The 21650-nt window shown below is 70.8% G+C and carries 21 protein-coding genes; 15 read left to right on the top strand and 6 right to left on the bottom strand.

Annotated elements, in window-relative coordinates:
• Positions 1–2: 2 nt before the first annotated feature.
• Complete coding sequence (gene coaD / locus EWH70_RS07595; RefSeq protein WP_130474541.1) at positions 3–476, bottom strand: pantetheine-phosphate adenylyltransferase; 474 nt, start codon at positions 474–476, stop codon at positions 3–5.
• Positions 477–489: 13 nt separating this feature from the next.
• Entirely contained in the window at positions 490–1047 is a 558-nt protein-coding gene (gene rsmD / locus EWH70_RS07590; RefSeq protein ID WP_130474540.1) for a 16S rRNA (guanine(966)-N(2))-methyltransferase RsmD, read from the bottom strand.
• 119 nt (positions 1048–1166) lie between these two features.
• Between rsmD and EWH70_RS07585 the strand changes: the two genes are divergently transcribed.
• Both EWH70_RS07585 and EWH70_RS07580 read left to right on the top strand, forming a co-directional pair.
• The gene (locus EWH70_RS07585) at positions 1167–3284 is read left to right on the top strand and encodes a HelD family protein (protein WP_130474539.1); all 2118 of its coding nucleotides are present in this window, start codon (positions 1167–1169) and stop codon (positions 3282–3284) included.
• Between the two features lie 37 nt (positions 3285–3321).
• Positions 3322–4323 carry an LLM class flavin-dependent oxidoreductase gene (locus EWH70_RS07580; RefSeq protein ID WP_130474538.1) on the top strand — a complete coding sequence of 334 codons (1002 nt, stop codon included), beginning with the start codon at positions 3322–3324 and terminating at the stop codon, positions 4321–4323.
• A gap of 80 nt (positions 4324–4403) precedes the next feature.
• Here the strand turns inward: EWH70_RS07580 and EWH70_RS07575 are convergent, their stop codons facing one another.
• Positions 4404–5429: an RCC1 domain-containing protein gene (locus EWH70_RS07575; protein WP_240686856.1), complete on the bottom strand. Its 1026-nt coding sequence runs from the start codon at positions 5427–5429 to the stop codon at positions 4404–4406.
• 290 nt (positions 5430–5719) lie between these two features.
• Here EWH70_RS07575 and EWH70_RS07570 point away from each other — a divergent pair, with 290 nt between their 5' ends.
• From EWH70_RS07570 to EWH70_RS07560, 3 genes are all read left to right on the top strand, one after another.
• Positions 5720–6349 carry a DUF6801 domain-containing protein gene (locus EWH70_RS07570; protein WP_130474536.1) on the top strand — a complete coding sequence of 210 codons (630 nt, stop codon included), beginning with the start codon at positions 5720–5722 and terminating at the stop codon, positions 6347–6349.
• Between the two features lie 75 nt (positions 6350–6424).
• Positions 6425–7771, top strand: coding sequence for a hypothetical protein (locus tag EWH70_RS07565; protein ID WP_130474535.1), 1347 nt, complete (start codon positions 6425–6427; stop codon positions 7769–7771).
• A gap of 7 nt (positions 7772–7778) precedes the next feature.
• Positions 7779–8411 carry a DUF6801 domain-containing protein gene (locus EWH70_RS07560; protein WP_130474534.1) on the top strand — a complete coding sequence of 211 codons (633 nt, stop codon included), beginning with the start codon at positions 7779–7781 and terminating at the stop codon, positions 8409–8411.
• Between the two features lie 84 nt (positions 8412–8495).
• Here the strand turns inward: EWH70_RS07560 and EWH70_RS07555 are convergent, their stop codons facing one another.
• Complete coding sequence (locus EWH70_RS07555) at positions 8496–9131, bottom strand: hypothetical protein (RefSeq protein ID WP_240686855.1); 636 nt, start codon at positions 9129–9131, stop codon at positions 8496–8498.
• 289 nt (positions 9132–9420) lie between these two features.
• On the opposite strand from EWH70_RS07555, the gene EWH70_RS07550 reads away from it, so the two are divergent.
• The 10 genes from EWH70_RS07550 to EWH70_RS07505 are packed head-to-tail and all read left to right on the top strand — an operon-like array spanning position 9421 to position 18630.
• The gene (locus tag EWH70_RS07550) at positions 9421–10218 is read left to right on the top strand and encodes an MlaE family ABC transporter permease (RefSeq protein WP_130474533.1); all 798 of its coding nucleotides are present in this window, start codon (positions 9421–9423) and stop codon (positions 10216–10218) included.
• On the top strand, positions 10218–11069 hold the full coding sequence (locus EWH70_RS07545; RefSeq protein WP_130474532.1) for an MlaE family ABC transporter permease: 852 nt from the start codon (positions 10218–10220) through the stop codon (positions 11067–11069). Before EWH70_RS07550 ends, EWH70_RS07545 begins: the two co-directional genes overlap by 1 nt.
• Positions 11066–12340: an MCE family protein gene (locus EWH70_RS07540; RefSeq protein WP_130474531.1), complete on the top strand. Its 1275-nt coding sequence runs from the start codon at positions 11066–11068 to the stop codon at positions 12338–12340. The genes EWH70_RS07545 and EWH70_RS07540 overlap by 4 nt, the downstream gene beginning before the upstream one ends.
• Positions 12337–13341, top strand: coding sequence for an MCE family protein (locus tag EWH70_RS07535; protein WP_130474530.1), 1005 nt, complete (start codon positions 12337–12339; stop codon positions 13339–13341). The genes EWH70_RS07540 and EWH70_RS07535 overlap by 4 nt, the downstream gene beginning before the upstream one ends.
• Positions 13338–14333, top strand: coding sequence for an MCE family protein (locus EWH70_RS07530; RefSeq protein WP_130474529.1), 996 nt, complete (start codon positions 13338–13340; stop codon positions 14331–14333). The genes EWH70_RS07535 and EWH70_RS07530 overlap by 4 nt, the downstream gene beginning before the upstream one ends.
• Before the next feature lie 20 nt (positions 14334–14353).
• On the top strand, positions 14354–15340 hold the full coding sequence (locus tag EWH70_RS07525; RefSeq protein WP_130474723.1) for an MCE family protein: 987 nt from the start codon (positions 14354–14356) through the stop codon (positions 15338–15340).
• Positions 15337–16389: an MCE family protein gene (locus EWH70_RS07520; protein ID WP_130474528.1), complete on the top strand. Its 1053-nt coding sequence runs from the start codon at positions 15337–15339 to the stop codon at positions 16387–16389. The genes EWH70_RS07525 and EWH70_RS07520 overlap by 4 nt, the downstream gene beginning before the upstream one ends.
• On the top strand, positions 16389–17603 hold the full coding sequence (locus tag EWH70_RS07515) for an MlaD family protein (protein WP_130474527.1): 1215 nt from the start codon (positions 16389–16391) through the stop codon (positions 17601–17603). Before EWH70_RS07520 ends, EWH70_RS07515 begins: the two co-directional genes overlap by 1 nt.
• The gene (locus EWH70_RS07510; protein ID WP_130474526.1) at positions 17588–18088 is read left to right on the top strand and encodes a hypothetical protein; all 501 of its coding nucleotides are present in this window, start codon (positions 17588–17590) and stop codon (positions 18086–18088) included. Before EWH70_RS07515 ends, EWH70_RS07510 begins: the two co-directional genes overlap by 16 nt.
• Complete coding sequence (locus tag EWH70_RS07505; RefSeq protein WP_240686854.1) at positions 18085–18630, top strand: hypothetical protein; 546 nt, start codon at positions 18085–18087, stop codon at positions 18628–18630. The genes EWH70_RS07510 and EWH70_RS07505 overlap by 4 nt, the downstream gene beginning before the upstream one ends.
• A gap of 295 nt (positions 18631–18925) precedes the next feature.
• Here EWH70_RS07505 and EWH70_RS07500 read toward each other — a convergent pair whose 3' ends face one another.
• Positions 18926–20185 carry a PucR-like N-terminal domain-containing protein gene (locus tag EWH70_RS07500; RefSeq protein WP_130474525.1) on the bottom strand — a complete coding sequence of 420 codons (1260 nt, stop codon included), beginning with the start codon at positions 20183–20185 and terminating at the stop codon, positions 18926–18928.
• Positions 20186–20339: 154 nt separating this feature from the next.
• Positions 20340–21572 carry an MFS transporter gene (locus EWH70_RS07495; RefSeq protein ID WP_165436193.1) on the bottom strand — a complete coding sequence of 411 codons (1233 nt, stop codon included), beginning with the start codon at positions 21570–21572 and terminating at the stop codon, positions 20340–20342.
• Positions 21573–21650: the final 78 nt, after the last annotated feature.

Below are 21650 nucleotides of genomic sequence, written 5' to 3'. Positions count from 1 at the left end.
AGTCAGGCGAACTTCTGCAGGAGGCGCTTGTGGACCGTTTCCGGCACCAGGTGGGAGACGTCGCCGCCGTGCGCGGCGACCTCCTTGACCAGCGAGCTGGACAGGAAGCTGTACTCGGGGCTGGTCGGCATGAACAGCGTCTCGACGCCGGTCAGCCTGCGGTTCATCTGCGCCATCTGCAGCTCGTAGTCGAAGTCGCTGACCACCCGCACCCCCTTGGCGATCGAGGCGATGTCGTTCTGCACGCAGTAGTCGACCAGCAGGCCCTGCCAGGAGTCGACCCGCACGTTCGGCAGCTCCGAGGTGATCTCCCTGAGCAGGTCGAGCCGTTCCTCGATGGCGAACAGGCCCTTCTTGTTCTGGTTGACCAGTACCGCCACGACGACCTCGTCGAACAGCGCCGACGCGCGCTCGATGACGTCCAGATGACCGTTCGTCGCCGGGTCGTAGGAGCCGGGACAGACCGCACGCCGCATGGCGCGGACGGTATCAAGCGCCGGTGAACTCGGCCCAGTGCAGGGCGGTGTCGCCGTAACGCCGGACGCGCAGCGCGGCCAGCCCGGCCGGCCACGGCGGCTCCCCCGCCCGCGTCGCCCGCTCGACGATCACCAGCGCGCCCCCGGCCAGCCACCGGCCGGCCGTCAGCGCCGTCAGGACGCCGGTCAGCTCGGCGTCGCCGACGTCGTAGGGCGGGTCGGCCAGCACCAGGTCGAACGGCTCACCGGAACCGGCGCTCAGCACCGCCTCGGCCCGGCCGTGACGGACCTCACCCCCGAGGCCGAGCGCCGCGACGTTGTCCCGCAGGATCGCCGCCGCCCTGCGGTCGGCCTCGACGAACAACGCACTGCCCGCACCCCGGGACAGGGCCTCCAGACCGAGGGCACCGGAGCCGGCGTAGAGGTCCAGCACGGCGGCGCCGTCCAGCTCACCGGCCACCTCGAGCGCGTTGAACAGGGCCTCCCTGACCCGCTCGGACGTGGGCCGGGTCCCCCGGGGCGGCACACGGAGCCTGCGCCCGCCCGCGCTGCCGGCGACGATCCTGGTCACCCCGGCATCCTGCCAGCGTCCGCGCGACTGTGTTTTTGCCCGCCGGTTGGTGATGCCGGGGGCGTAGGCGCGTATTGTCGTTCTTCCCCTTCCCGGCTAGTGAGCTGTAGGAGCAGTGCGTGTCGGAACCTCGGGTCAGACGGGCCGAGATCGCCATCGAACAGACCCATGTCGACCGGGTCTACACCCGGCTCGCCGAGCTTCGTACCCAGGCCGAGGCCATGCGGGCGAAGGGGTACGAACTGGGCCACGGCGCGCAGCGGGAAGCCGTCTTCGAGCAGGCGTCGATGCTGTTCGAGCGGGACATGATGGTCTACCACGCGAACCAGCAGCTGCAGACCCTCGACGCCGAGTACGAGGGCCTGGTGTTCGGCAGGCTCGATCAGACCAGCGGTGAGGCGGTCTACGTCGGCAGGCTGGGCATCCGCGACGCCGAGTTCGACAACCTGGTCACCGACTGGCGCGCACCGGCGGCCGCCGCGTTCTACCAGGCCACCGCCGAGGAACCGATGGACGTCGTGCGGCGCAGGGTGATCCGCTGCTCCGGGCAGACCGTGCTGGACGTCGACGACGACGTGCTGATGGCCGAGGCCGTCCCGGACGACATGCGGATCGTCGGCGAGGGTGCGCTGATGGCCGCGCTCGGCCGGGCCCGCGGCGAGAAGATGCGCGACATCGTCGCCACCATCCAGCGCGAGCAGGACGAGGTCATCCGGGCGCCGTGGCGCGGGGTCACCGAGATCACCGGCGGGCCGGGCACCGGCAAGACGGCGGTGGCGCTGCACCGGGCCGCGTACCTGCTGTACCGGCACCGCCGCCAGCTCGGCGGCGCGGGCGTGCTGGTCGTCGGCCCGTCCGGGGTGTTCACCAACTACATCTCCCGGGTGCTGCCCGCGATGGGCGAGACCAACGTCGAACTCCGGGCACTGGGCGAGGTGCTCGACGGCGCCGAGGGCACGCACCAGGACCCGGCGAGGCTGGCGGCGATCAAGGGTTCGCTGCGGATGCGCAAGATCCTGCTGCGCGGGCTGCGGGATACGCCGCCGGACGTGCCGACGGAGATGCGGATCGTCTACAAGGGCCAGGTCCTCAAGCTCACCGCCAAGGAGCTGGAGAAGGTGCGCCGCAAGGTGCACGTCCAGGGTGGCCCGCCGAACCGGTCCCGGGTCCGGGCGGCGGAGACGCTGCTGGAGGCACTGGCCGACAAGGCCGAGGAACACGCCGAGGACCGGCCGGTCGACCGGGCCGAGCTGATCACCGAGCTGGGCGAGCGGATCGACTTCCACCGGTTCCTGGTGGTCTGGTGGCCGGTGCTGAGCCCCGCCGAGGTGCTGCGCTGGCTCGCCGACGAGCCGCGCCTGGCCAGGGCGGGCAAGGGCCTGCTGAACCGGGATGAGATCAGCGCGCTGGCCGCGTCGTTCGCCGACCGTTCACGTGGCTGGTCGGTGGCCGACGTCGCGCTGCTCGACGAGCTGCGGGTGCTGATCGGCCCGCCGCCGAAGCGTCGCCGCAGGGTCCAGCAGGTCGAGCTGGACGCGGCGCCGACGCAGCGCGGCAGCACCGGTACCGGGCCGCAGCGGCCGGAGCACTACGACGAGTACTCGCACATCGTCGTCGACGAGGCGCAGGACCTCTCGCCCATGCAGTGGCGGATGGTGGGCAGGCGGGGCAAGTACGCCAGCTGGACCGTCGTCGGCGACCCGGTGCAGAGTTCCTGGCCGGATCCGGCCGAGGCCGCGCAGGCCCGTGACCAGGCGTTCGGCGCGCGGACCGCTCGCAGGCGGTACACGCTGCGGACGAACTACCGCAACTCGGCGGAGATCTTCGACCTGGCGGCGCGGGTCGTCGCCGGGACGGCCGCGGAGGGCGAGCTGCCGCACGCCGTGCGAACCACCGGCCTGGTGCCCGAGGTGCGGACCGTGGAGCCGGCCACGCTGGACGGGTCGGTGCGGGCGGCGGCCAAGGAGCTGCTGGACGCGGTCGAGGGCACGGTCGGCGTCATCTGCGCCATGGACAGGGTGCCGGAGATCGAGGGCTGGCTGGCCGGGCACACCGACGAGCGGCTCAAGGTCGTCGGCAGCCTCGACTCGAAGGGGCTGGAATACGACGCGGTGGTGCTGGTCGAGCCGACCGAGCTGATCACCGAGTCCACGACCGGCCGCCGCGTGCTGTACGTGGCGCTGACCCGGGCGACCCAGCAGCTGACCGTACTGGCCTCCGACTCGGACTGGTGTTAGCGGGAAGCTTCCCGGAGGCCTGCGCGTTGGCAATCGTGTGAGCTCACTGTCCGACATCCCGCTGTCCGTACTCGACCTCGCCCCGGTGTCCGCGGGCTCCGACGCACGCGCCGCGCTGCGCGCCAGCGTCGAGCTGGCCAGGTACACCGAGCAGCTCGGCTACCACCGCTACTGGCTGGCCGAGCACCACAACATGCCGGGCATCGCCAGTTCGGCGACGTCGGTGCTGATCGGGCAGGTCGCGGCGGCCACCGAGCGGATCCGGGTGGGCTCGGGCGGGGTCATGCTGCCCAACCACGCGCCGCTGGTCGTGGCCGAGCAGTTCGGCACGCTGGAGGCGTTCTTCCCCGGCCGTATCGACCTCGGCCTCGGCCGCGCCCCGGGCACCGACCAGCGCACCGCGCTCGCGCTGCGTGGTCCGGCCGGGCTGTCGGCCGACGACTTCCCGCAGAAGCTGCGGGAGCTGATGGACTACTTCGACCCGGCCGTCACCGGCCCGGTCACCGCCGTCACGGCGCAGGGCTACGGCCCGCCGATCTGGCTGCTCGGCTCCAGCGGCTTCTCCGCGCGCCTGGCCGGGGCGCTGGGGCTGCCGTTCTCGTTCGCGCACCACTTCAGCGCGGAGAACACACTGCCCGCGGTCGCGCTGTACCGCGACTCGTTCCAGCCCTCCAAGGTCCTCGACGAGCCCTACGTCATGCTCGGCGCGTCGGTCCTGTGCGCCGAGACCGACGAGCGGGCCCGCTACCTCGCCGGTCCCAGCGCGCTGTCGTTCCTGAGCCTGCGCAAGGGCAGGCCGATCCCGCTGCCGACACCGGAGGAGGCCGCGGCCTACGAGTACTCCCCCATCGAGGAGTCGTTCGTCGCCGACCGCTTCGACAGCCAGATCATCGGCTCGCCCGAGACCGTCCACAAGGGACTGGACAAGCTACTGGCCGACACCGGCGCGAACGAGATCATGATCACCACGATGGTCCACGACGAGGCCGACCGCCGTCGTTCCTACGAGCTGGTCGCGGGTCTCAGGGCAGCGGCTTAGCCGAAGACCGCCTCAGCGATCCCGAGCGGGGAGGCCTCGGTCACGACCAACGGTGGCGAGAACCTGGTGTCCTGCGCCGGTCAGGGGAACGGCAGTTGGTAGAGCACGGCGGTGCTGCGGGCGCCGGCCTCGACGGCCACCGCCGTGTTACCCGCGGGCTTCACCGGCACCGGACGGTTCATGTTGCAGGTGGGACCGAACCCCGTGTTGCCTCCCCATGCCTTCACGACACCGGTGTCCAGCAGTACCGCGTTGTGTTCCACTCCGGCGGAGATCGCCACCACACCGGACGGAGCTGGCGTGGGCAAGGTGGCCTCACAGTTGGCGTTGTACCCCCAGGCGACGAGCGTGCCGTCCTCCTTCAGAACCAGATTGTGGTTCCATCCGGCCGCGATGGCCTTTACTCCCGACCGGGCCTGCGGCGGCACCGTGGCTTGCCCGTGCCGGTTGCTCCCCCAGGCGATGACTCCGCCACCCTTCAGCGCCAGACTGTGATCGCCACCCGCGGCGACGGCGGTGACACCTGAGCGGGCTTCGGCCGGAACATCGGTGCGGTTACCCCAGCTGACCACGCTCCCGTCGTTTCGCAACGCCAGGTTGTGCAGGTTCTTCGAGGAGATGGCCACCACACCTGACCGGGCGGCCGCCGGGACCTCGGTGACGCCGAACAACGTGCTCCCCCAGGCATGGACCCGACCGTCCTTCAGAGCCAGCAGATGCCCGAACCCGGAGGCCACGGCGGTCGCGGGCATCGCCTGGGCCGGTATCTGTTTCTGGCCGAAGTTGTTGTCGTTGAACACCACGATGCTGCCGTCGGCCTTCAACGCGATCGTCTGGAGGGTGCTGCTACGCACCTCGACAACGCCACTGGCGACTCCGAAGTTCTTCGCGGCATTCGCGTTGGGGACGTTCTGAGCGAACAGTGGACTGCCGGCGGTCAGTATGCCGCCCCCGGGCCCCGCGGCCGCCTTCGCGGGTGCAGCCGCGGCGCCCGCGGGCAGGGCCGGCGCGGCGGGCACCTCGGGTACCGGTGCGCACGCGGCAGTCACTGCACTCACGGCGAGCAGCGCGACGGCAGCGCGGCGAACGTGCACCCGGGAAGACACGAGGCGTGATGCTACTCGCCGGTAGACGACTTCTCGCAGACCCGGATCGAATTTGTCATCGAACGACAAAACGGCCGTCACCGGTTCCGGCTTCGGTGACAACATTCGCGGCGAGGCCTTGTCGCCTCGACAATCCGGTCGTAGCGTACCGGTCGGTAACCGAGCCGGAACTCTCGCCGGTTATCTCACGAAAGTCTGACGCGACGACCATTGACGGCGAGTCATCGGCGACTCAGGAAACACCGTACCGGGCGAAGAGAAGCGTTAAGAACAATGGAGGCGGTTCAAGGATGAATCGAAGACTCGGCAGTTTCGCGGCCAAGGGCGCAGCACTGTGCATGGCAGCCGGCCTGGCGGCCGCGCTCGGCACCGGCACCGCGCTCGCCGCCGACAAGGTGTACGAGACCGGGGACCTCGCCTACACCTGTGCGTACCCGATCATCGGTGACGGCCCGCTCACCGTGCACGCCAAGGCACTCGGCCCGGACTCGGTCGCCAGCGGTTCCACCGCCACCGTGCACAGCCTCGAGGTGGTCGCCACGGTGCCCGAGGACATCGCCCAGCTGCTGTACAACCTCGCCGGGGTCGACGGCGTACGCGGGGACGCGGACGCCGACGTCTCCGCCAGCGGGGGCACCCTGAGCTCACCGACCGCGAAGGACATCGCCATTCCGGAGCAGCTCTACCCCGGCGCCGGAACCTTCCCGGTCAACGCCCTGCAGGACGCCAACACCGTGATTCCCACGGCGACGGCCGGTCCCGCTCCGGGGCCGCTGACGATCAGCCTGAACAACCAGTTCACGGTCAAGGCCGACTTCCACTTCCTGAACTCGACACCCGAGTGGCAAGCGCAGGATCCCTTCACCTGCACACTCGACCCGGGTCAGGATTCCACCCTGGGAAGCGCACCCATCACGTGACATGCGCGGCATGGCTGGGTGCCCCGGGCGAGCACGTCCGGGGCACCCAGCCATCCCTGCGGTGAAGGACGGAACATGCGACGTCACCTGCCGAGCCGGCTCGGCGCCGGTGCCCTGATCGCGCTGTCGGCAGCCGGCCTCAACGCCGGCCTCGCCGGAGCCGGCCCCGCACCCGAGGAACCTCCCGGGCAGAACTGGTCCGTGCCTGTCGCCGCGCTCCTGGACTACCGGTGCACCGGCACCGACCCCGCCGTGACCTACCCGGTGACGCTGGGAATCACGACCACCGTCCCGGCGTGGGTCGCCCAGGGGCAGTCCGTCGAGCTGGGCGCGCCGGACACCGCGGTCACCCTTCCCCCCGAAGTCCGGCCCCTCCTCGGCAGTCCCGCCGCCATGAGCGGCCGGGTCGCCTTCGAACTCGTCGCCGAGCAGGGCGGCGCCCGAAGGCCGTCGGCGATCGACATCGGGTACGAGAAGATGTCGGTTCCCGAAACCGGTTCGCCACTGCTGTCGGGGAAAGCCACGATTCCTCCCATTCCCACCTCGGGGCCGGCTCAGCTGCGGCTGACCGTGTCGCCACCGACGGTCACCCTGGTCCCGGAACCCGCCGACGGCGCACCACCGCTGGACCCGGCACCCACACCGACGGTGCTCACCTGCTCGCCGGCCGAAGAACTCAACCCGGTTCTCGCGACGGTCGCGGTGGTGCCTCCCGGTGCCGTCCCACCCGCGCCACCGTCCCAGACAGCACCGGGGGCACGTCAGGAGCAGGCCGAGCAGCCAGGTGTGACCGCGGGCGCCCAGGCCGCCGCGGTGCCGAACCTGCTCTTCGCCCCGCCGGAGACGCTGAGTGGGACGTCCACCGTGCTGAAGATCAAGACGAAGATCGCACTGGGGCCGGGATTCATTCCGTACGTCTCGGTGTTCTCGCAAGGAGCGGACAACACGCTCTACACCGAGGCCGCGGTACCGCCTGCCCGTAGCCCATTCCTCGCGTTCGATTTCGTACCCACCAACGGGACCGCCGAGTTTCGCCCCGCCGACGATTCGGGAAGCACGCTGACCGCCGGAACCGGCATCCTGAAGGCGGGACGACTGGAGGTCATGCGCCTCGAGAACGTCATCCGGCTCAGTGACGTCACCATCAACGGCGTGCCCTACGACGTGGGACCGAACTGCCGCACGGAAACACCTGTGAAGATCGCCATCGCCAGCGATCCCAGGACCAACTGGACCCCGACCAACGGCGGGCCGCTGCAGACCATGCCGGACTCGCCTGTTCCCGAGGTCCGGGGGTTCACCATTCCGCCTTTCGTCGACTGCGGTGTCACCGAACGCATCGACGCCCTCGTCACCGGCCTGATCTCCGGGCCGGGAAATCAGCTCAACCTGAACCTTCCGGCGATCAAACTCAAGCCCTGAGGTGTACATGAGACGACTCACCAGCATCGCGGCCAGCGTCGCCCTGGCCACGGCCGCGACCGGACTGTTCTCCGCGACCGCGGCACTCGCAGCCACCGACCAGACCTACTCGACCGGCAATCTGGACTTCACCTGCAACTTCCCGCTGATCGGCGAAACGGCCATCACCGGCAACGTCACGTTCGACGGCCCCAGCTCGGTGCCGTCGGGCTGGAGCGGTCAGCCGTCCAGACTGGAGGCGACCGGCGTCATCCCGCCCGACGTCGCGGACGCCATCCGCTCGCTGGCCGGCGTCGACGGTCTGCGCGGCAGTACGGCCGGTGACGCGACACTGACGAACGCGACCCCGGCGTCGGTGTCGCTCGGACTGGACTTCGGTGAGCACTTCATCTCCGGCCCGCCGGGCATCCCGTGGGTGATCGTGGCCCGGCCCGCCGCGGGCACCGTGCTGCCGACCATCACGGCCGGCGCACCGGGGACCGTCACCGCGAGGCTGTCCGGCACGTTCGAGGTGGCCTTCGACGTGCACTACGTCAACGAGGGCTGGCAACGTGCGGACAACGTCGGGTGCTGGCTGAACGCGGGCCAGGACCCGGTGTTCTCGCCGCCGATGACGGTCACCTCCGGCGTCTTCGGCTGACGTTCCACGCACGTGAAGGCCACCTTCACCACGTCTGACGTGGTGAAGGTGGCCTTCACGTGCATCGGGGGCGTCGGTGACGGGTCAGGACGTACCGGTCGTCGGCTTGCCCAGGGTGAACGTGAGCTTGTTGTCCGGCCCGGAGATCATCGAGCTGAGCGCGGCGTCGAGCACCGGGCAGCCGCCGAACTTCGGGATCGTGTAGACGCCCTCCAGGTTGCCACCGTTGAACACGGTGAACGAACCGGTGGACTTCAGATCGACCACGACCGGCTCAGCCGTCGTGCACTTCGCGCCGATCATCGGGATGACGCCCACCCAGATGTCGGTCAGCTGCAGGTTGAAGCTGGACCGCGCGGTGAGCGCGCCCTGCTTGATCTCGCCGACCGCGGGGCCGGTCGGCAGCACGGTGACGGTGGCCTTGGCCGGGATGAAGCCGACGACCTCGAACGTGGCCTGCGACGGCGGCAGGCTGATGTCGCCGACGATGTCACCACCGCCCGGCTTGGGCGTCACCGTCGACTTCAGCGTTCCCGGGCCCAGCTTCAGCTCGCCGCCGGTCTTGGCCACGATCGACGTGCCGGAGACCGGGTAGGTGAGCTTGAGCTCGGCCGCGGAGGCGGGGGCGGCGGAGAGCACGCTCGCGCCGAGCGCCACGGTCGCGGCGACGAGGCCGAGGCCGATCCGCCTGCCGGGTCTGGACGTGGACGTACGCGACATTGCGGTACCTCAATTCCAGGAATGTCGAGCAACGAAGTTTACTGGCCAGTAGGCTACGTACGGCCCCACCCCTCGTAAAGCATCAAGAAATTGTTCGCCCCGGCAGACAACTCACAGCATCCGCTTTGTCATCGGATGACAAAAACGCTTCCGGTTACGTCCCCGTGACCGGTGGATTGCCCCGGAATTCTTGTCACCGGCAACGGGACGCGGTTAGCGTACTGGCCAGTAATCTATTCCCTCGGCCATTCCGCCGAATGGACTACTCACCGTTTTCAGGGGAGGTGGCGTGGCGACACGGACCAGACCGGGCAACGGTTTCCCCGGAGCGGGGGCCATCCGTCAGGCAGGCCGGCTCTACGCGCTGGGCCTGGACGTGGCGCGCTGCCTGTTCAAGCGCCCCTTCCAGTTCCGGGAACTGGTGCAGCAGTTCTGGTTCATCGCCAGCGTCTCGATCCTGCCGACAGCGCTGGTGTCGATCCCGTTCGGCGCGGTCATCGCGCTGCACCTGGGTTCGCTGACCACCCAGATCGGCGCGCAGTCCTACACCGGCGCGGCCAGCGTGCTCGCCATCATCCAACAGGCCAGCCCGCTGGTGACCGCGCTGCTCATCGCGGGCGCGGGCGGCAGCGCGATGTGTGCCGACCTGGGCTCGCGCACCATCCGCGAGGAAATCGACGCCATGGAGGTTCTCGGCGTCTCCCCCGTGCAGCGACTCATCGTGCCCAGGGTGCTGGCGGCCATGGGCGTCGCCGTCTTCCTCAACGGCATGGTCAGCGTCGTCGGCGTACTCGGCGGCTACTTCTTCAACGTCGTCATGCAGAACGGCACACCGGGCGCCTACCTGGCCAGCTTCTCGGCGCTGGCCCAGCTTCCCGACCTGTGGATCAGCGAGATCAAGGCGCTGATCTTCGGCTTCGTCGCCGGTATCGTCGCCGCCTACCGCGGGCTCAACCCCAAGGCCGGCCCCAAGGGCGTCGGCGACGCGGTCAACCAGTCGGTCGTCATCACGTTCCTGCTGCTGTTCCTGCTCAACCTGGTACTGACCGCGCTGTACGTGCAGCTCGTACCGCCGAAGGGCATGTGATGTTGCTGCACGAGGACTCCACGCTGCGCAGGGCCGGCCGTGCCGTCGACCGGCGGTTCTCCTTCCTCGACACCCTCGGCGACCAGCTGCTGTTCTTCCTCCGCGCGCTGGCCTGGGTGCCGCGCGCGATCCGCCGCTACGTCAGGGAGATCGTCCGGCTGCTGGCCGAGGTGAGCTTCGGCTCGGGCGCGCTGGCCGTCATCGGCGGAACGATCGGCGTGATGGTGGGCATGACCGTGTTCACCGGGTCGGTCGTCGGCATCCAGGGCTACTCGGCGCTGAACCAGGTGGGCACCTCGGCGTTCGCCGGGTTCATCTCCGCCTACTTCAACACCCGCGAGATCGCGCCGCTGGTGGCCGGGCTCGCGCTGTCGGCGACGGTGGGCTGCGGGTTCACCGCGCAGCTGGGCGCCATGCGGATCTCCGAGGAGATCGACGCGCTCGAGGTCATGGGCGTGCCCAGCGTGCCGTACCTGGTGACCACCCGGATCGTCGCGGGCTTCGTCGCCATCATCCCGCTCTACGCCATCGGCCTGCTGACCTCCTACATCGCCTCCCGCCAGGTGACCATCTGGTTCTACGGGCAGTCCGCGGGCACCTACGACCACTACTTCGCGTTGTTCCTGCCACCCGAGGACGTGCTGTGGTCGTTCCTCAAGGTGCTCGTGTTCAGCGTCGTGGTCGTGCTGACCCACTGCTACTACGGCTACCGCGCCACCGGCGGGCCCGCGGGCGTCGGCGTGGCCGTCGGCCGGGCAGTGCGCACCGCGATCGTGACCGTGGCCCTGCTGGACTTCTTCCTCAGCCTGGCCATCTGGGGCGCGACGACGACGGTGAAGGTGGCCGGATGACCCGCGACGCCCGCCGACGCAAGTACGTCCACCGCACCGCCGGGGTGGTGCTGCTGGCCGTGCTGGCGAGCCTGGCCGCGCTGTCGGTCGCCGTCTACAACAAGGAGTTCACCGAGTCGGTGATCGTGACGCTGCGCACCGACCGGATCGGCAACCAGCTCAACCCGCAGTCCGAGGTGAAGGCCCGCGGCGTGGTGGTCGGCGAGGTCCGGCAGGTCAACGCCACCCCGGAGGGCGCCGACATCACGCTTGCGCTCGACCCGCGCAGCGTCGGCAGGCTGCCCCGGGACGTCTCCGCGCTGCTGGTGCCCAAGACCCTGTTCGGCGAGCGGTACGTCCAGTTGTCCATTCCGGACGGTGCGGCCAAGCCCGCGCTGGCACAGGGGGACGTGATCAGCCAGGACCGTTCGGCCAACGCCATCGAGCTGGAGAAGGTGTTCAGCGACCTGCTCCCGGTGCTCAAGGCCGTCCAGCCGCAGAAGCTGGCCACCACGCTGACCGCGGTGGCCACCGCACTCGACGGCCGGGGCGAGCAGCTCGGCGACACGCTGGTCACCGCCGCCGGGTACCTGGAGGAGTTCAACCCGCACCTGCCCGACCTCAACCGCAACGTCGCCGACCTGGCCAGGGTGAGCCAGCTCTACGGCGACATCGCGCCGGACCTGCTGGACGCGCTCACCGACTCGGCGACGAGCCTGCGCACGGTCGCCGAGAAACACGGCGAGCTGTCCGCGCTGTACCCGGCCGTCGGCGGCAGCGCCCGCGACCTCACCCGGTTCCTGGAGGCCAACCGGCACAACCTGATCCGGCTCGCCGTGTCCGCCAGGGAACCGCTGGAGGTCGCCGCCCGCTACTCCCCCAGCTTCCCCTGCACGCTCAAGGCGATGACCGACCTCAAGCCCGCGATGGACAAGGCACTGGGCGTGGGGACCGACGAACCCGGCCTGCACATCCGCGGGCTGGCCACCGAGAGCCGCGGCAAGTACCTGCCCGGCGTCGACGACCCGGTGTTCGACGCGGCGGGCGGGCCGCGGTGCTACCCGAGCGGGGTCGCGCCCGCCGACACCCCCGCCACCGCCGCGCCGGCGGCGGTGGCGCCCCCCGCCGCGCCGGGCAGCGGCGGGCTGGGACTGCCGAACTCGCCACAGGAACAGGAGCTGGTCGCCACGATCGCCGGAGCCCAGCTGGGCAAGCCGGCCGGTGCGGTGCCGGCCTGGGGCAGCGTGCTGCTCGGGCCGCTCTACCGGGGTGCGGAGGTGGAGCTGCGATGAGGAAGTTCGTCGCGCCGCTGATCAAGGGCCTGCTGTTCATCCTGGTCACCGCGCTGGCCACCACCGTGCTGGCCGTGTCGATCTCCAACACCGACGTCGGCGACGCCGACCACTACGCCGCGCGCTTCACCGACGCCACGGCACTCAACACCGGCGACGACGTGCGGATCTCCGGTGTCCGGGTCGGCCAGGTGGAGGAACTGTCCGTTGTGGACCAGCACATCGCGCTGGTCCGGTTCAGCGTCGAACGCGGCCGGGTACTGCCCGCCGACGTCCGCGCCACCATCAAGTACCGCAACATGGTCGGCCAGCGCTACGTCGCGCTGGAGCGCGGCTCGCAGCCGGGTGCGCCGGCACTGGCCCCGGGCGGGGAGATCCCGCTGGAGCGGACCACGCCCGCACTGGACCTCACCGACCTGTTCAACGGGTTCAAACCGCTGTTCCAGGCGCTGTCCCCACCGGACGTGAACAAGCTGTCCGGCCAGATCGTGCAAGTGCTGCAGGGCGAGGGCGGCACGATCGAGGCGCTGCTGGCCCACACCGCGTCGCTGACCTCGACGCTGGCCGGGCGTGACCGGGTGATCGGCGAGGTCATCACGAACCTGAACACGGTGCTGCGCACGGTGAACAGCAAGGGCGACCGGCTGGGCACGGTGGTCACCACGGCCCAGCAACTGGTGTCCGGACTAGCCCAGGACCGGACCGCGATCGGCGAGTCGATCGAGGGCATCGCCGCGCTGTCGTCGGCCACCGCCGGGCTGTTCGAAGCGGCCCGGCCGCCACTGAAGGAGTCGATCGCCGGGCTGCACGAGCTGTCCGGGAACCTCCTCACCGGCCAGGCCGACGTCGAGCGCTTCCTGACGCTGCTGCCGGAGAAGATGGCCGCGATCGGCAAGCTCGGCTCGTACGCCTCGTGGATGAACGGCTTCCTGTGCGAGGGCGTGGTGCTGACCGACCCCGCGCGGGGCTACACCTCGGACGAGAGCAGGTGCCGCCGGTGACGTCGTTCAAGGAACGCAACCCGTTCACCATCGGCGTGATCGGCTCGGTGGTGCTGGCCGCGGTGGTGACCACGGCGTTCTACGCCGAGGAGCTGCCGATCATCGGGGGCGGCACCACCTACCACGCGGAGTTCGGCGAGGCAGCCGGGCTGCAGGCCGACGACGAGGTCCGGGTGGCGGGCATCAAGGTCGGCGAGGTCACCGACGTCGAGCTGGCCGAGGACCGGGTGCGCGTGGCGTTCCGGGTGTCCGACGTCTGGCTGGGCAACCGCACCACCGCGGAGATCAAGATCAAGACGTTGCTGGGGCGCAAGTTCCTGTCCCTGTACCCGACCGGCGACGCCGCACTGGACCCGGACACGCCGATCACACTGGATCGCACGGTCACCCCGTACGACGTGACCGAGGCGTTCAGCGGGCTGGCCAACACCGTCGGCGCCATCGACACCGGCCAGCTGGCGCAGAGCTTCCGCACGCTGTCGGAGACGTTCGCCGACTCGCCGCAGCACGTGCGTACCGCGCTCGAAGGCCTGACCGCGCTGTCGCGCACCATCTCCGAACGCGACGAGCAGCTGGCCCAGCTGCTGGCCAACACGAGGACGGTCGCCACCAGCCTGGCCGGCTCGGGCACGGCGTTCGAGAAGCTGCTCGGCGACGGCAACCTGCTGCTCACCGAGCTGACCCACCGGCGAGAAGCCATCTCCGCACTGCTCACCGGCGCCCGCAGGCTGGGTGAGCAGCTGTCCGGGCTGGTCGCGGACAACAAGGCCCAGCTCGGACCGGCGCTGGCGCGGCTGAACAGCGTCGCGGAGATCCTGCAGCGGCACACCGAGAACCTGGACCGCGGGCTGGCCCTGGCCGGCCCGTACTTCCGGCAGGTCAACAACATCATGGGCAACGGCCGCTGGCTGGACTTCTACCTGTGCGGCCTCATACCGGAGAACCGCGACCCGTGTACCCCACCGGGCTTCGAAGGGACGGGACCGAGGTGAGCACACGTTTCCAGGTCCGCATGAGCAAGGTCTTCGTCGTCATCACGGTGGCGGCGGTGGTCGTCGCCGGTGCGCTGTGGTGGATCTTCAGCGGTGACGGTGACAAGCGGGTCACCGCCCAGTTCGGCCGCGCGGTCGGCGTGTACGCGGGGTCGGACGTGCGGCTGCTCGGCGTGCGCATCGGCGAGGTCGAGGAGGTGACCCCGGTCGGCGACCGGGTCGACGTGCGGCTGCGGGTCGACGGCACCGCGCCGGTCGCGGCGAACACCAGGGCGCTGGTCGTCGCGCCGAGCGTGGTGTCCGACCGCTACGTCCAGTTCTCCACGCTGGCCCGGCGCGGCACGGAACGGATCGCCGACGGCGCGCTGATCGGCGTCGAGCGCACCGCGACGCCGGTCGAGCTGGACGAGCTGTACGCCAGCCTCAACACGCTGACCCACGCGCTGGGACCGCAGGGCGCCAACGCCAACGGGGCGCTGTCGGAGCTGCTGCGCACCGGCGCGGCCAACCTCGCCGGCAACGGCCGTGCCATCAACGACAACATCGGCAACTTCGCCCAGCTCGCCCGCACGCTGGCAGACTCGAAGGAGGACCTGTTCGGCACGGTGGACCAGCTGCGGACGTTCACGAACATGCTGGCCACCAACGACGGGCAGGTGCGGGCGGTCAACACCAAGCTGGCCGAGGTGGCCCAGCTGCTGGCCGCCGACCGGGAGGAACTGTCCGGCGCGCTGGCGGCACTGGGCGCCTCGCTCGGTGAGGTGCAGGCGTTCATCCGGGACAACCGGGTCGCCCTGAAGTCCACTGTGGACCGGCTGGCGCACGTCACGCAGAACCTGGTGGACAACCGGGCCGAGCTGGCCGAGGCGCTGGACTCGATGCCGCTGGCGGTGGAGAACGTCGGCGGCGCGTTCGACGCGCGGTCGGGCACGCTGCAGGGCCGCCCGAACATGGAGTACTTCATTCCGGGCGGACCACCGCTCCCCTTGCCTGTGAGCGGGCGATGAAGCGGCGGGTGGCGGCCGTGGCGGCCGCGCTCTGCCTGGTGACCGCGGGATGCTCGGGGGACGGTTTCGGCGGCGTCTACGACCTGCCGCTGCCCGGCGGCGCCGACCTCGGCGAGTCGCCGTACCGGGTCACCGTGCAGTTCGCCGACGTGCTGGACCTGGTTCCGCAGGCGGCGGTGAAGGTCGCCGACGTCGCCGTCGGCCGGGTCGAGTCGATCAAGCTGGGTGGCGACGGGTGGACCGCCGAGGTCGTGGTGGCCGTCAACGGCGACGTGGTGCTGCCTGCCAACGCCGTCGCCCGGCTGCGGCAGTCCAGCCTGCTGGGCGAGAAGTTCGTCGAACTGGCACAGCCCACGGCACCGCCCGATCCGGCGCGGCTGGGTGAGGGGGCGCTGATCCCGGCCGACCGGACCAACCGCAACCCGGAGTTCGAGGAGGTGTTCGGGGCGCTGTCGATGCTGCTCAACGGCGGCGGCATCGGTCAGCTCCAGACGATCAGCCAGGAACTGTCGAAGGTGATGACCGGCAACGAGGAGGAGATCCGGTCGTTCCTGTCCGGCGTGCGGCAGCTCATGGGCAATCTGGACACCCACCGCACGGACATCGTCGAGGCACTGGACGGGCTCAACCGGCTGGCCACCACCCTGGCCGCCCGCACCGACCAGATCGACACCGCGCTCGACGACCTGGCGCCGGGCATGCGCTCGCTGGCCGAGCAGCGCACGATGCTGGTGTCCATGCTGCAGTCGCTGGACCAGCTGTCGACGGTGGCCGTCGACACCATCACCCGCAGCAAGAACGACATGGTGGCCGATCTCAAGGCACTCGCGCCGATCGTGCACCGGCTCGCCGAGGCCGGTCAGGACCTGCCGAGGGCACTGGAGATCCTGCCGACGTTCCCGTTCACCGATCCGGTGCTGGACGCGGTGAAGGGCGACTACATGAACATGTTCATCGAGATCGTCCCCCAGGGCGAGGTGCCCCCGCCGGAGGCCACGCTGCCGCTGCCCGCGGCGGGCACCGTCACCAACTCCGGGGGTGAGCGCTGATGCTGACCCGGGTGGTACGGGCCCAGGTGATCGCGTTCGTCGTGATCGCGCTGGCGGTCGTCGCGTTCGTCGGCGCGCGGTACGCGGGCGTCGACCGGCTGTTCGGCGGCAGCGGCTACCTGGTGAAGGTGCGGCTGGCCGACGGCAGCGGCGTGTTCACCGGCGGCGAGGTCACCTACCGGGGCGTGGCCGTCGGGCGGGTCGGCGAGCTGCGGCTGACCGACGACGGCATGGAGGCGGACCTGCGCATCGACTCCGGCGCGCCGGCGATTCCCAGCAACACCATGGCGGTGGTCGCCAACCGGTCCGCCGTCGGCGAGCAGTACGTCGACCTCCAGCCACGCACGGCCGACGGGCCGTTCCTGGAGGACGGTTCGGTGATCGGCGTCGAGTCGACCCGGCTGCCGCTGCCGGTGAGCGAGGTGATGACGAACCTGAGCGCGTTCAACGCCTCCGTGCCCACCGACGCGTTGCGCACGGTCGTCGACGAGCTGGGCACCGCGCTGCACGGGTCCGGGCCGAACCTGCAGGTGCTGATGGACTCGGCGACGTCGTTCACCGACACCGCCGCCGCGCACCTGCCGCAGACCACGGAGCTGCTCAGCGACGGCACGACCGTCCTGCGCACGCAGCTGGACTCGGCGCAGGCGTGGCGGACGTTCAGCAGCAACGCCGCGTTGTTCGCCCGCGAGCTGGCAGGCGCCGACGGCGACCTGCGCAGGCTGATCGGGACCGCGCCGCTGGCCGCCACCCAGCTGACCGGGCTGTTGAAGGACACCGACCCGGGGCTGCCGATCCTGGTGGCGAACCTGCTCACGACGTCGGACCTGTTCCACACGCGCACCGCGGGGATGGAGCACCTGTTCGTGCACGTGCCGAGGGCGGTGGCGGCCGCGTCGACGTCGATCACCCCCGAGTCGGCCCAGCTGTCGGTGGCGCTGACGTTCCGTGATCCGCCGCCGTGCCAGCAGGGCTACGAGGGCACCGAGCGGCGCCTGCCCACCGACCTCACGCCGAAGGCGTGGAACACCGGGGCGGCGTGCACGCTGCCCTACGGCGACGCCAGCTCGGTCCGCGGCTCGCAGAACGCGCCCAAGGGCGGTGTGCCGCCCGCCGCGGTGCCCGGATCGGGCACGCAGAGCGCGCCGCTGGGCCTGCCCGCGCTGACCACGGTGGCGACCGATCTGGAGGGGATGCTGTGGCTACCCAGGTGAGGATCGCGTGGGGGCTGGTGCTGGTGGCGGTGGTGTTCGCCGGCTGGGCGGGTTGGTCGTGGCTGTCGGCGGCGACCGACGACGGTCTCGGCTACGCCGCCGAGCGCGACGCCGCGCTGGCCGCGGGACGTGAGCAGGTCGCCGTGCTGAACTCGCTGGACCACACGAGGGTCGACGCCGACATCGCCCGCTGGCTGGAGGCGTCGACCGGTCCGCTGCGAGAGCGGCTGGCGGGCACCGACGCCGCCACCCGGCAGGCCTGGCGGGACGGCGGCACGGTGTCGAAGGGGACCGTGCTCGACGCGGCTGTCAGCGAGCTGGACGACCACGCGGGCACCGCCCGGCTGCTGGCGTCGGTGGAGATCACCGTCGCCAAGGCGGGTGCGGCGCCGTCGGTGGACCGCAACCGGTTCACGGCGAAGCTGACCCGCACCGACGCGGGCTGGAAGCTCAGCGCGCTGGACCAGGTGGGGGTGGGCGGATGACGATGGTGGCGCCGGCCGAGGTGGTGGTCGCCGAGCCGCAGCGGCGGCCGTCGCGGGTGCTGCCGCTGGTGGTCGTGGCGCTGGTGCTGACCGGGCTGGGGACGTGGTTCACGATCGAGGCGCGGCAGCTGACCGGGTCGTCGTCCGCGGCCAACACGGCGCTGGTCGACGTGAACGCGACCGCGGAGGTCGACGCGGCGGTCACCAGCGCGCTGAACCGGATCTTCTCGTACTCCCACGCCGACACGGCGGCCACCGAGCGGGCTGCGGCGTCGGTGCTGCGGGGTAAGGCGCTGGACGACTACCGGGTGCTGTTCGAGCGGGTACGTGCCGACGCGCCGGCCCAGAAGCTGGTGCTGACCAGCCGGGTGGTGAGCACGGCCGTCCAGCGGATCGACGGTGACGGTGCGACGGTGCTGGCGTTCCTGACCCAGTCCGCGACGCGGGCGGGCGTGCCCGCCGGCACGGCGGCGGCGCAGCTGTCGGTGACGGCCCAGCGCGTCGACGGCACCTGGCTGATCACCGGCCTCACCCCGCGCTGACCGCCCCCGCGAGTCCACCACTCAGCCCCCGCGAGTCCACCACTCAGCCCCCGCGAGTTGACCACTCAGGCCGTTCGGGAGCACCCGACACACGGCGCGTGAAAGCTCGTGAAGGCCACCTTCACTACGTCACACGTACTGAAGGTGGCCTTCACGTGCTTTGGGCTTCGCCGAGGCCCCTGGGTGCGGGCGGGCAACTCGCGGGGTGCGGGCGGTGGACTCGCGGGGCAGGAACGTGCAACTCGGGGGGCGGGAAAGGCGGACTCGCGGGGTGCGGGTGGTGGACTCGCGCGGGTCAGGCGCGGGCACTCAGGCGCGGGCCGGGCAGGTCGGGCAGGCGGTAGGCGGGCCAGGGCACGGCCGTCGCGGGACGGGCCGCCGTGCGGTCGGCACGCAGCACCAGTTCCATGGCGAACCGGGTCGCCGGGTCGGCCAGCTGCTCACCGAACGTGGCATGCAGCTGCCGCATGCGGTAGCGGACGGTCTGCGGGTGGACGTTCAGCCGCTCGGCGATGCCCAGCACGCTGCCCTGGGTGTCCAGCCACGCCCGCAGCGTCTCGGTCAGCCGTTCCTTCTGCTTGTCGGTCATGCCCTCCAGCGGCGCCAGCACGGTCCGGCGCAGGTGCGTGACGAGCTGCTCGTCCGAATGCAGCAACAGGGTCGCCAGGTGCTCGGACGAGAACGTGGTGCGCCCCGGCGGCAGCACCCCGTCGTCGACGAGGGCCAGCGCGCGGCGGGCCCAGCGCAGCGAGTCGGCGACGAACTCCAGCCGCACGGTCGGCCCCACCGACATCCGGCATCCGGGCAGCGCCCGCTGCACGTTCGCCAGCCGCTCCTCGGTCAGCTCACCGGGCACCAGCAGGACCGGCTCGTGGGTGTCCAGCTCGGCCAGGATGTCCGCGTCCAGGGAGGGGTGCCTGCGGACGTGCCCGCTCACCGGCGTCGGCCGCAACGCGATCGGCGTCGCCTCCTCCGGCACGGCCCAGCCGGTCAGCTGCGCCAGTTCGGCGATGGCCTCCCTGGGCACCAGCGGACGTTCCAGCAGCAACTGCAACAGCCTGCGCCGCCACGTCTCCAGCGCGCCCGCCGACGACGCCTTGGCCTCCAGGTAGCCGTCCAGCGCGATCGAGGCCAGCTCGTCGATGAACGCGAACATCGCGTCGGCCAGCTGCGACATCACCGCCGACGACAGCCCGCTACGCCTGCCGATCCGCATGATCCGCCGCCACGCCACCCTGGCCCCCACCCGGTAGGCGGCCTGCAGTGTGTCCAGGCTGCGGCCCTCCCGCATCTCGTTCTGCCCGAGCTTGCGGTGGACCTCCAGCGAGTTCTGCTTCGGCGCGCCGGGGTCGGCGATCTGCTCGACGAACATCGTGATCGCATGCTCGACGCCGGCCCGGATCGAACGGCCGTACGGCCCGTCCAGTGGGCGCGCGTACTCGGGAATCTGCGAGCGCACCTCGCCGACGATGTCCTCGGCGAGGCTGGGCAGTTCGGGCCGGAAGATGTCGGCGAGCCTGGGTGGCAGGGATACCTCGGCGCGCTCGACCGTCATCGCAGCCCCTTCGCTTCGTCCGATGGTGACACCGGACACATCGAAAAAGTAGCCGGGAACGTGTCACAAACCCCAGAGGAAACCGATTTCTTGTCACCGTTGTGACAGGTTCACACGCTGACCCCGCACTCGGCTGACAACTGACCGCGCCCGGTCAGACCAACGCGTACCGCCGTCTGCGCAACGGCGTGCACAGACCGGCCAGGCAGGCCGCCAGCGCCGCCGACCCGACACACACCAGCGCGCCGGACGTTCCCCACACGCCGGCCAGACCGCCGCCGAGCACCGCCCCGAGGGGCTGCCCGCCCCACGCGATCATCCGGCCGGTCGTGTTGACCCTGCCCTGCAACTCGTCCGGCGTGACCCGCTGGCGGACCAGGATCCCGTTCAGCACCACCAGGGTGTTCGACGCCTGCCACAACGCCAGCGCGGCCAGCGCGACCGGGAACGTCGTGGCCAGCACCCAGCCGAGCAGGAACACCCAGCTCAGCAGCAGGCCGCCGAGCGTCACCCAGCCCGGCGGCAACGCCCGGCTGAGCCTGGGCAGCACGACGGTCGCCAGCAGCGCGCCCGCGCCTACGGCGGCGTAGAGCAGGCCGATCCTGGCGTCGTCGGCGGCCAGCCCGAGCTGTTCGACGGCCGCGGGCAGCAGCAGGGCCAGCACCGCACCGGCGGCCAGGCTGTTGCCGATGCCGAGCAGGGTGAGCGGCCGGATCAGCGGATGCCGCCAGACGTAACGCAGTCCTTCGGCGATGTCACCCCGCAACGGCCGTCCGGCGGGCGCCGACGCCGCCCGCAGCAGCGGCAGCCGGGCCAGCAGCACGGCGGCGACGGCGTAGCTGAGCGCGTCGATGCCGATCGCGTTGGCAGGCCCCAGCGAGGCCGCGACCACCCCGCCGACGCCGGGGCCGAGCATGGAGATCACCGTGCTCAGGCCCGAGCTGACACCGGTGGCCTCGGCCAGCTTGTCCCGGCCGACCAGTTCGGGGATGGCGGAGAAGCTCGCCGCGTCGAAGAACACCCCGGCGGCGGCCGTGCACAACGCGGCCACCAGCAGGTGGGCGGTGCCGAGCACACCGAACGCGTCGGCGAGCGGGACACTGGCCAGCACCGCGGCCTGCCCGACGCTGGTCACCACCATCACCGCGCGCCGCGACCACCGGTCGGCCAGCGCACCGGCGAGCAGGCCGAACAACAGGTAGGGCAGCACTTCGGCGGCGGTGAGCAACGCGGTCAGCGCGGGGCTGCCGGTGCGCTGGAAGACCAGCATCGGCAGCGCGACCAGGGTGATGGCGGTACCGGCCCAGGAGACCGTGCGGGCGACGGTGAACACGACGAACCGGCCGTCGGTCCACAGCGATCGCTCCGATCGCGTGCGCAACGCCACTGGCAAACCCCCCGCCATCCAAGCTATTGGAAATGATAGTCATGTACATCTAATCAGACGGCGGCCGGTAAGATCGAC

The sequence above is a fragment of the Amycolatopsis suaedae genome, from assembly GCF_004214935.1.
In the GTDB taxonomy this organism is placed as follows: domain Bacteria; phylum Actinomycetota; class Actinomycetes; order Mycobacteriales; family Pseudonocardiaceae; genus Amycolatopsis; species Amycolatopsis suaedae.
The sequence above is the reverse complement of the archived record's forward strand: the minus strand, read 5'-3'. Positions and strand labels throughout refer to the sequence as shown.

Coding starts and splice junctions, on each gene's coding strand:
- EWH70_RS07525 (WP_130474723.1), top strand. CDS start 14,354: ATGAGCAAGGTCTTCGTCGTCATCACGGTGGCGGCGGTGGTCGTCGCC.
- EWH70_RS07540 (WP_130474531.1), top strand. CDS start 11,066: ATGACCCGCGACGCCCGCCGACGCAAGTACGTCCACCGCACCGCCGGG.
- EWH70_RS07535 (WP_130474530.1), top strand. CDS start 12,337: ATGAGGAAGTTCGTCGCGCCGCTGATCAAGGGCCTGCTGTTCATCCTG.
- EWH70_RS07505 (WP_240686854.1), top strand. CDS start 18,085: ATGACGATGGTGGCGCCGGCCGAGGTGGTGGTCGCCGAGCCGCAGCGG.
- EWH70_RS07560 (WP_130474534.1), top strand. CDS start 7,779: ATGAGACGACTCACCAGCATCGCGGCCAGCGTCGCCCTGGCCACGGCC.
- EWH70_RS07545 (WP_130474532.1), top strand. CDS start 10,218: ATGTTGCTGCACGAGGACTCCACGCTGCGCAGGGCCGGCCGTGCCGTC.
- EWH70_RS07500 (WP_130474525.1), bottom strand. CDS start 20,185: ATGACGGTCGAGCGCGCCGAGGTATCCCTGCCACCCAGGCTCGCCGAC.
- EWH70_RS07515 (WP_130474527.1), top strand. CDS start 16,389: ATGCTGACCCGGGTGGTACGGGCCCAGGTGATCGCGTTCGTCGTGATC.
- coaD (WP_130474541.1), bottom strand. CDS start 476: ATGCGGCGTGCGGTCTGTCCCGGCTCCTACGACCCGGCGACGAACGGT.
- EWH70_RS07570 (WP_130474536.1), top strand. CDS start 5,720: ATGAATCGAAGACTCGGCAGTTTCGCGGCCAAGGGCGCAGCACTGTGC.
- EWH70_RS07565 (WP_130474535.1), top strand. CDS start 6,425: ATGCGACGTCACCTGCCGAGCCGGCTCGGCGCCGGTGCCCTGATCGCG.
- EWH70_RS07555 (WP_240686855.1), bottom strand. CDS start 9,131: ATGTCGCGTACGTCCACGTCCAGACCCGGCAGGCGGATCGGCCTCGGC.
- EWH70_RS07520 (WP_130474528.1), top strand. CDS start 15,337: ATGAAGCGGCGGGTGGCGGCCGTGGCGGCCGCGCTCTGCCTGGTGACC.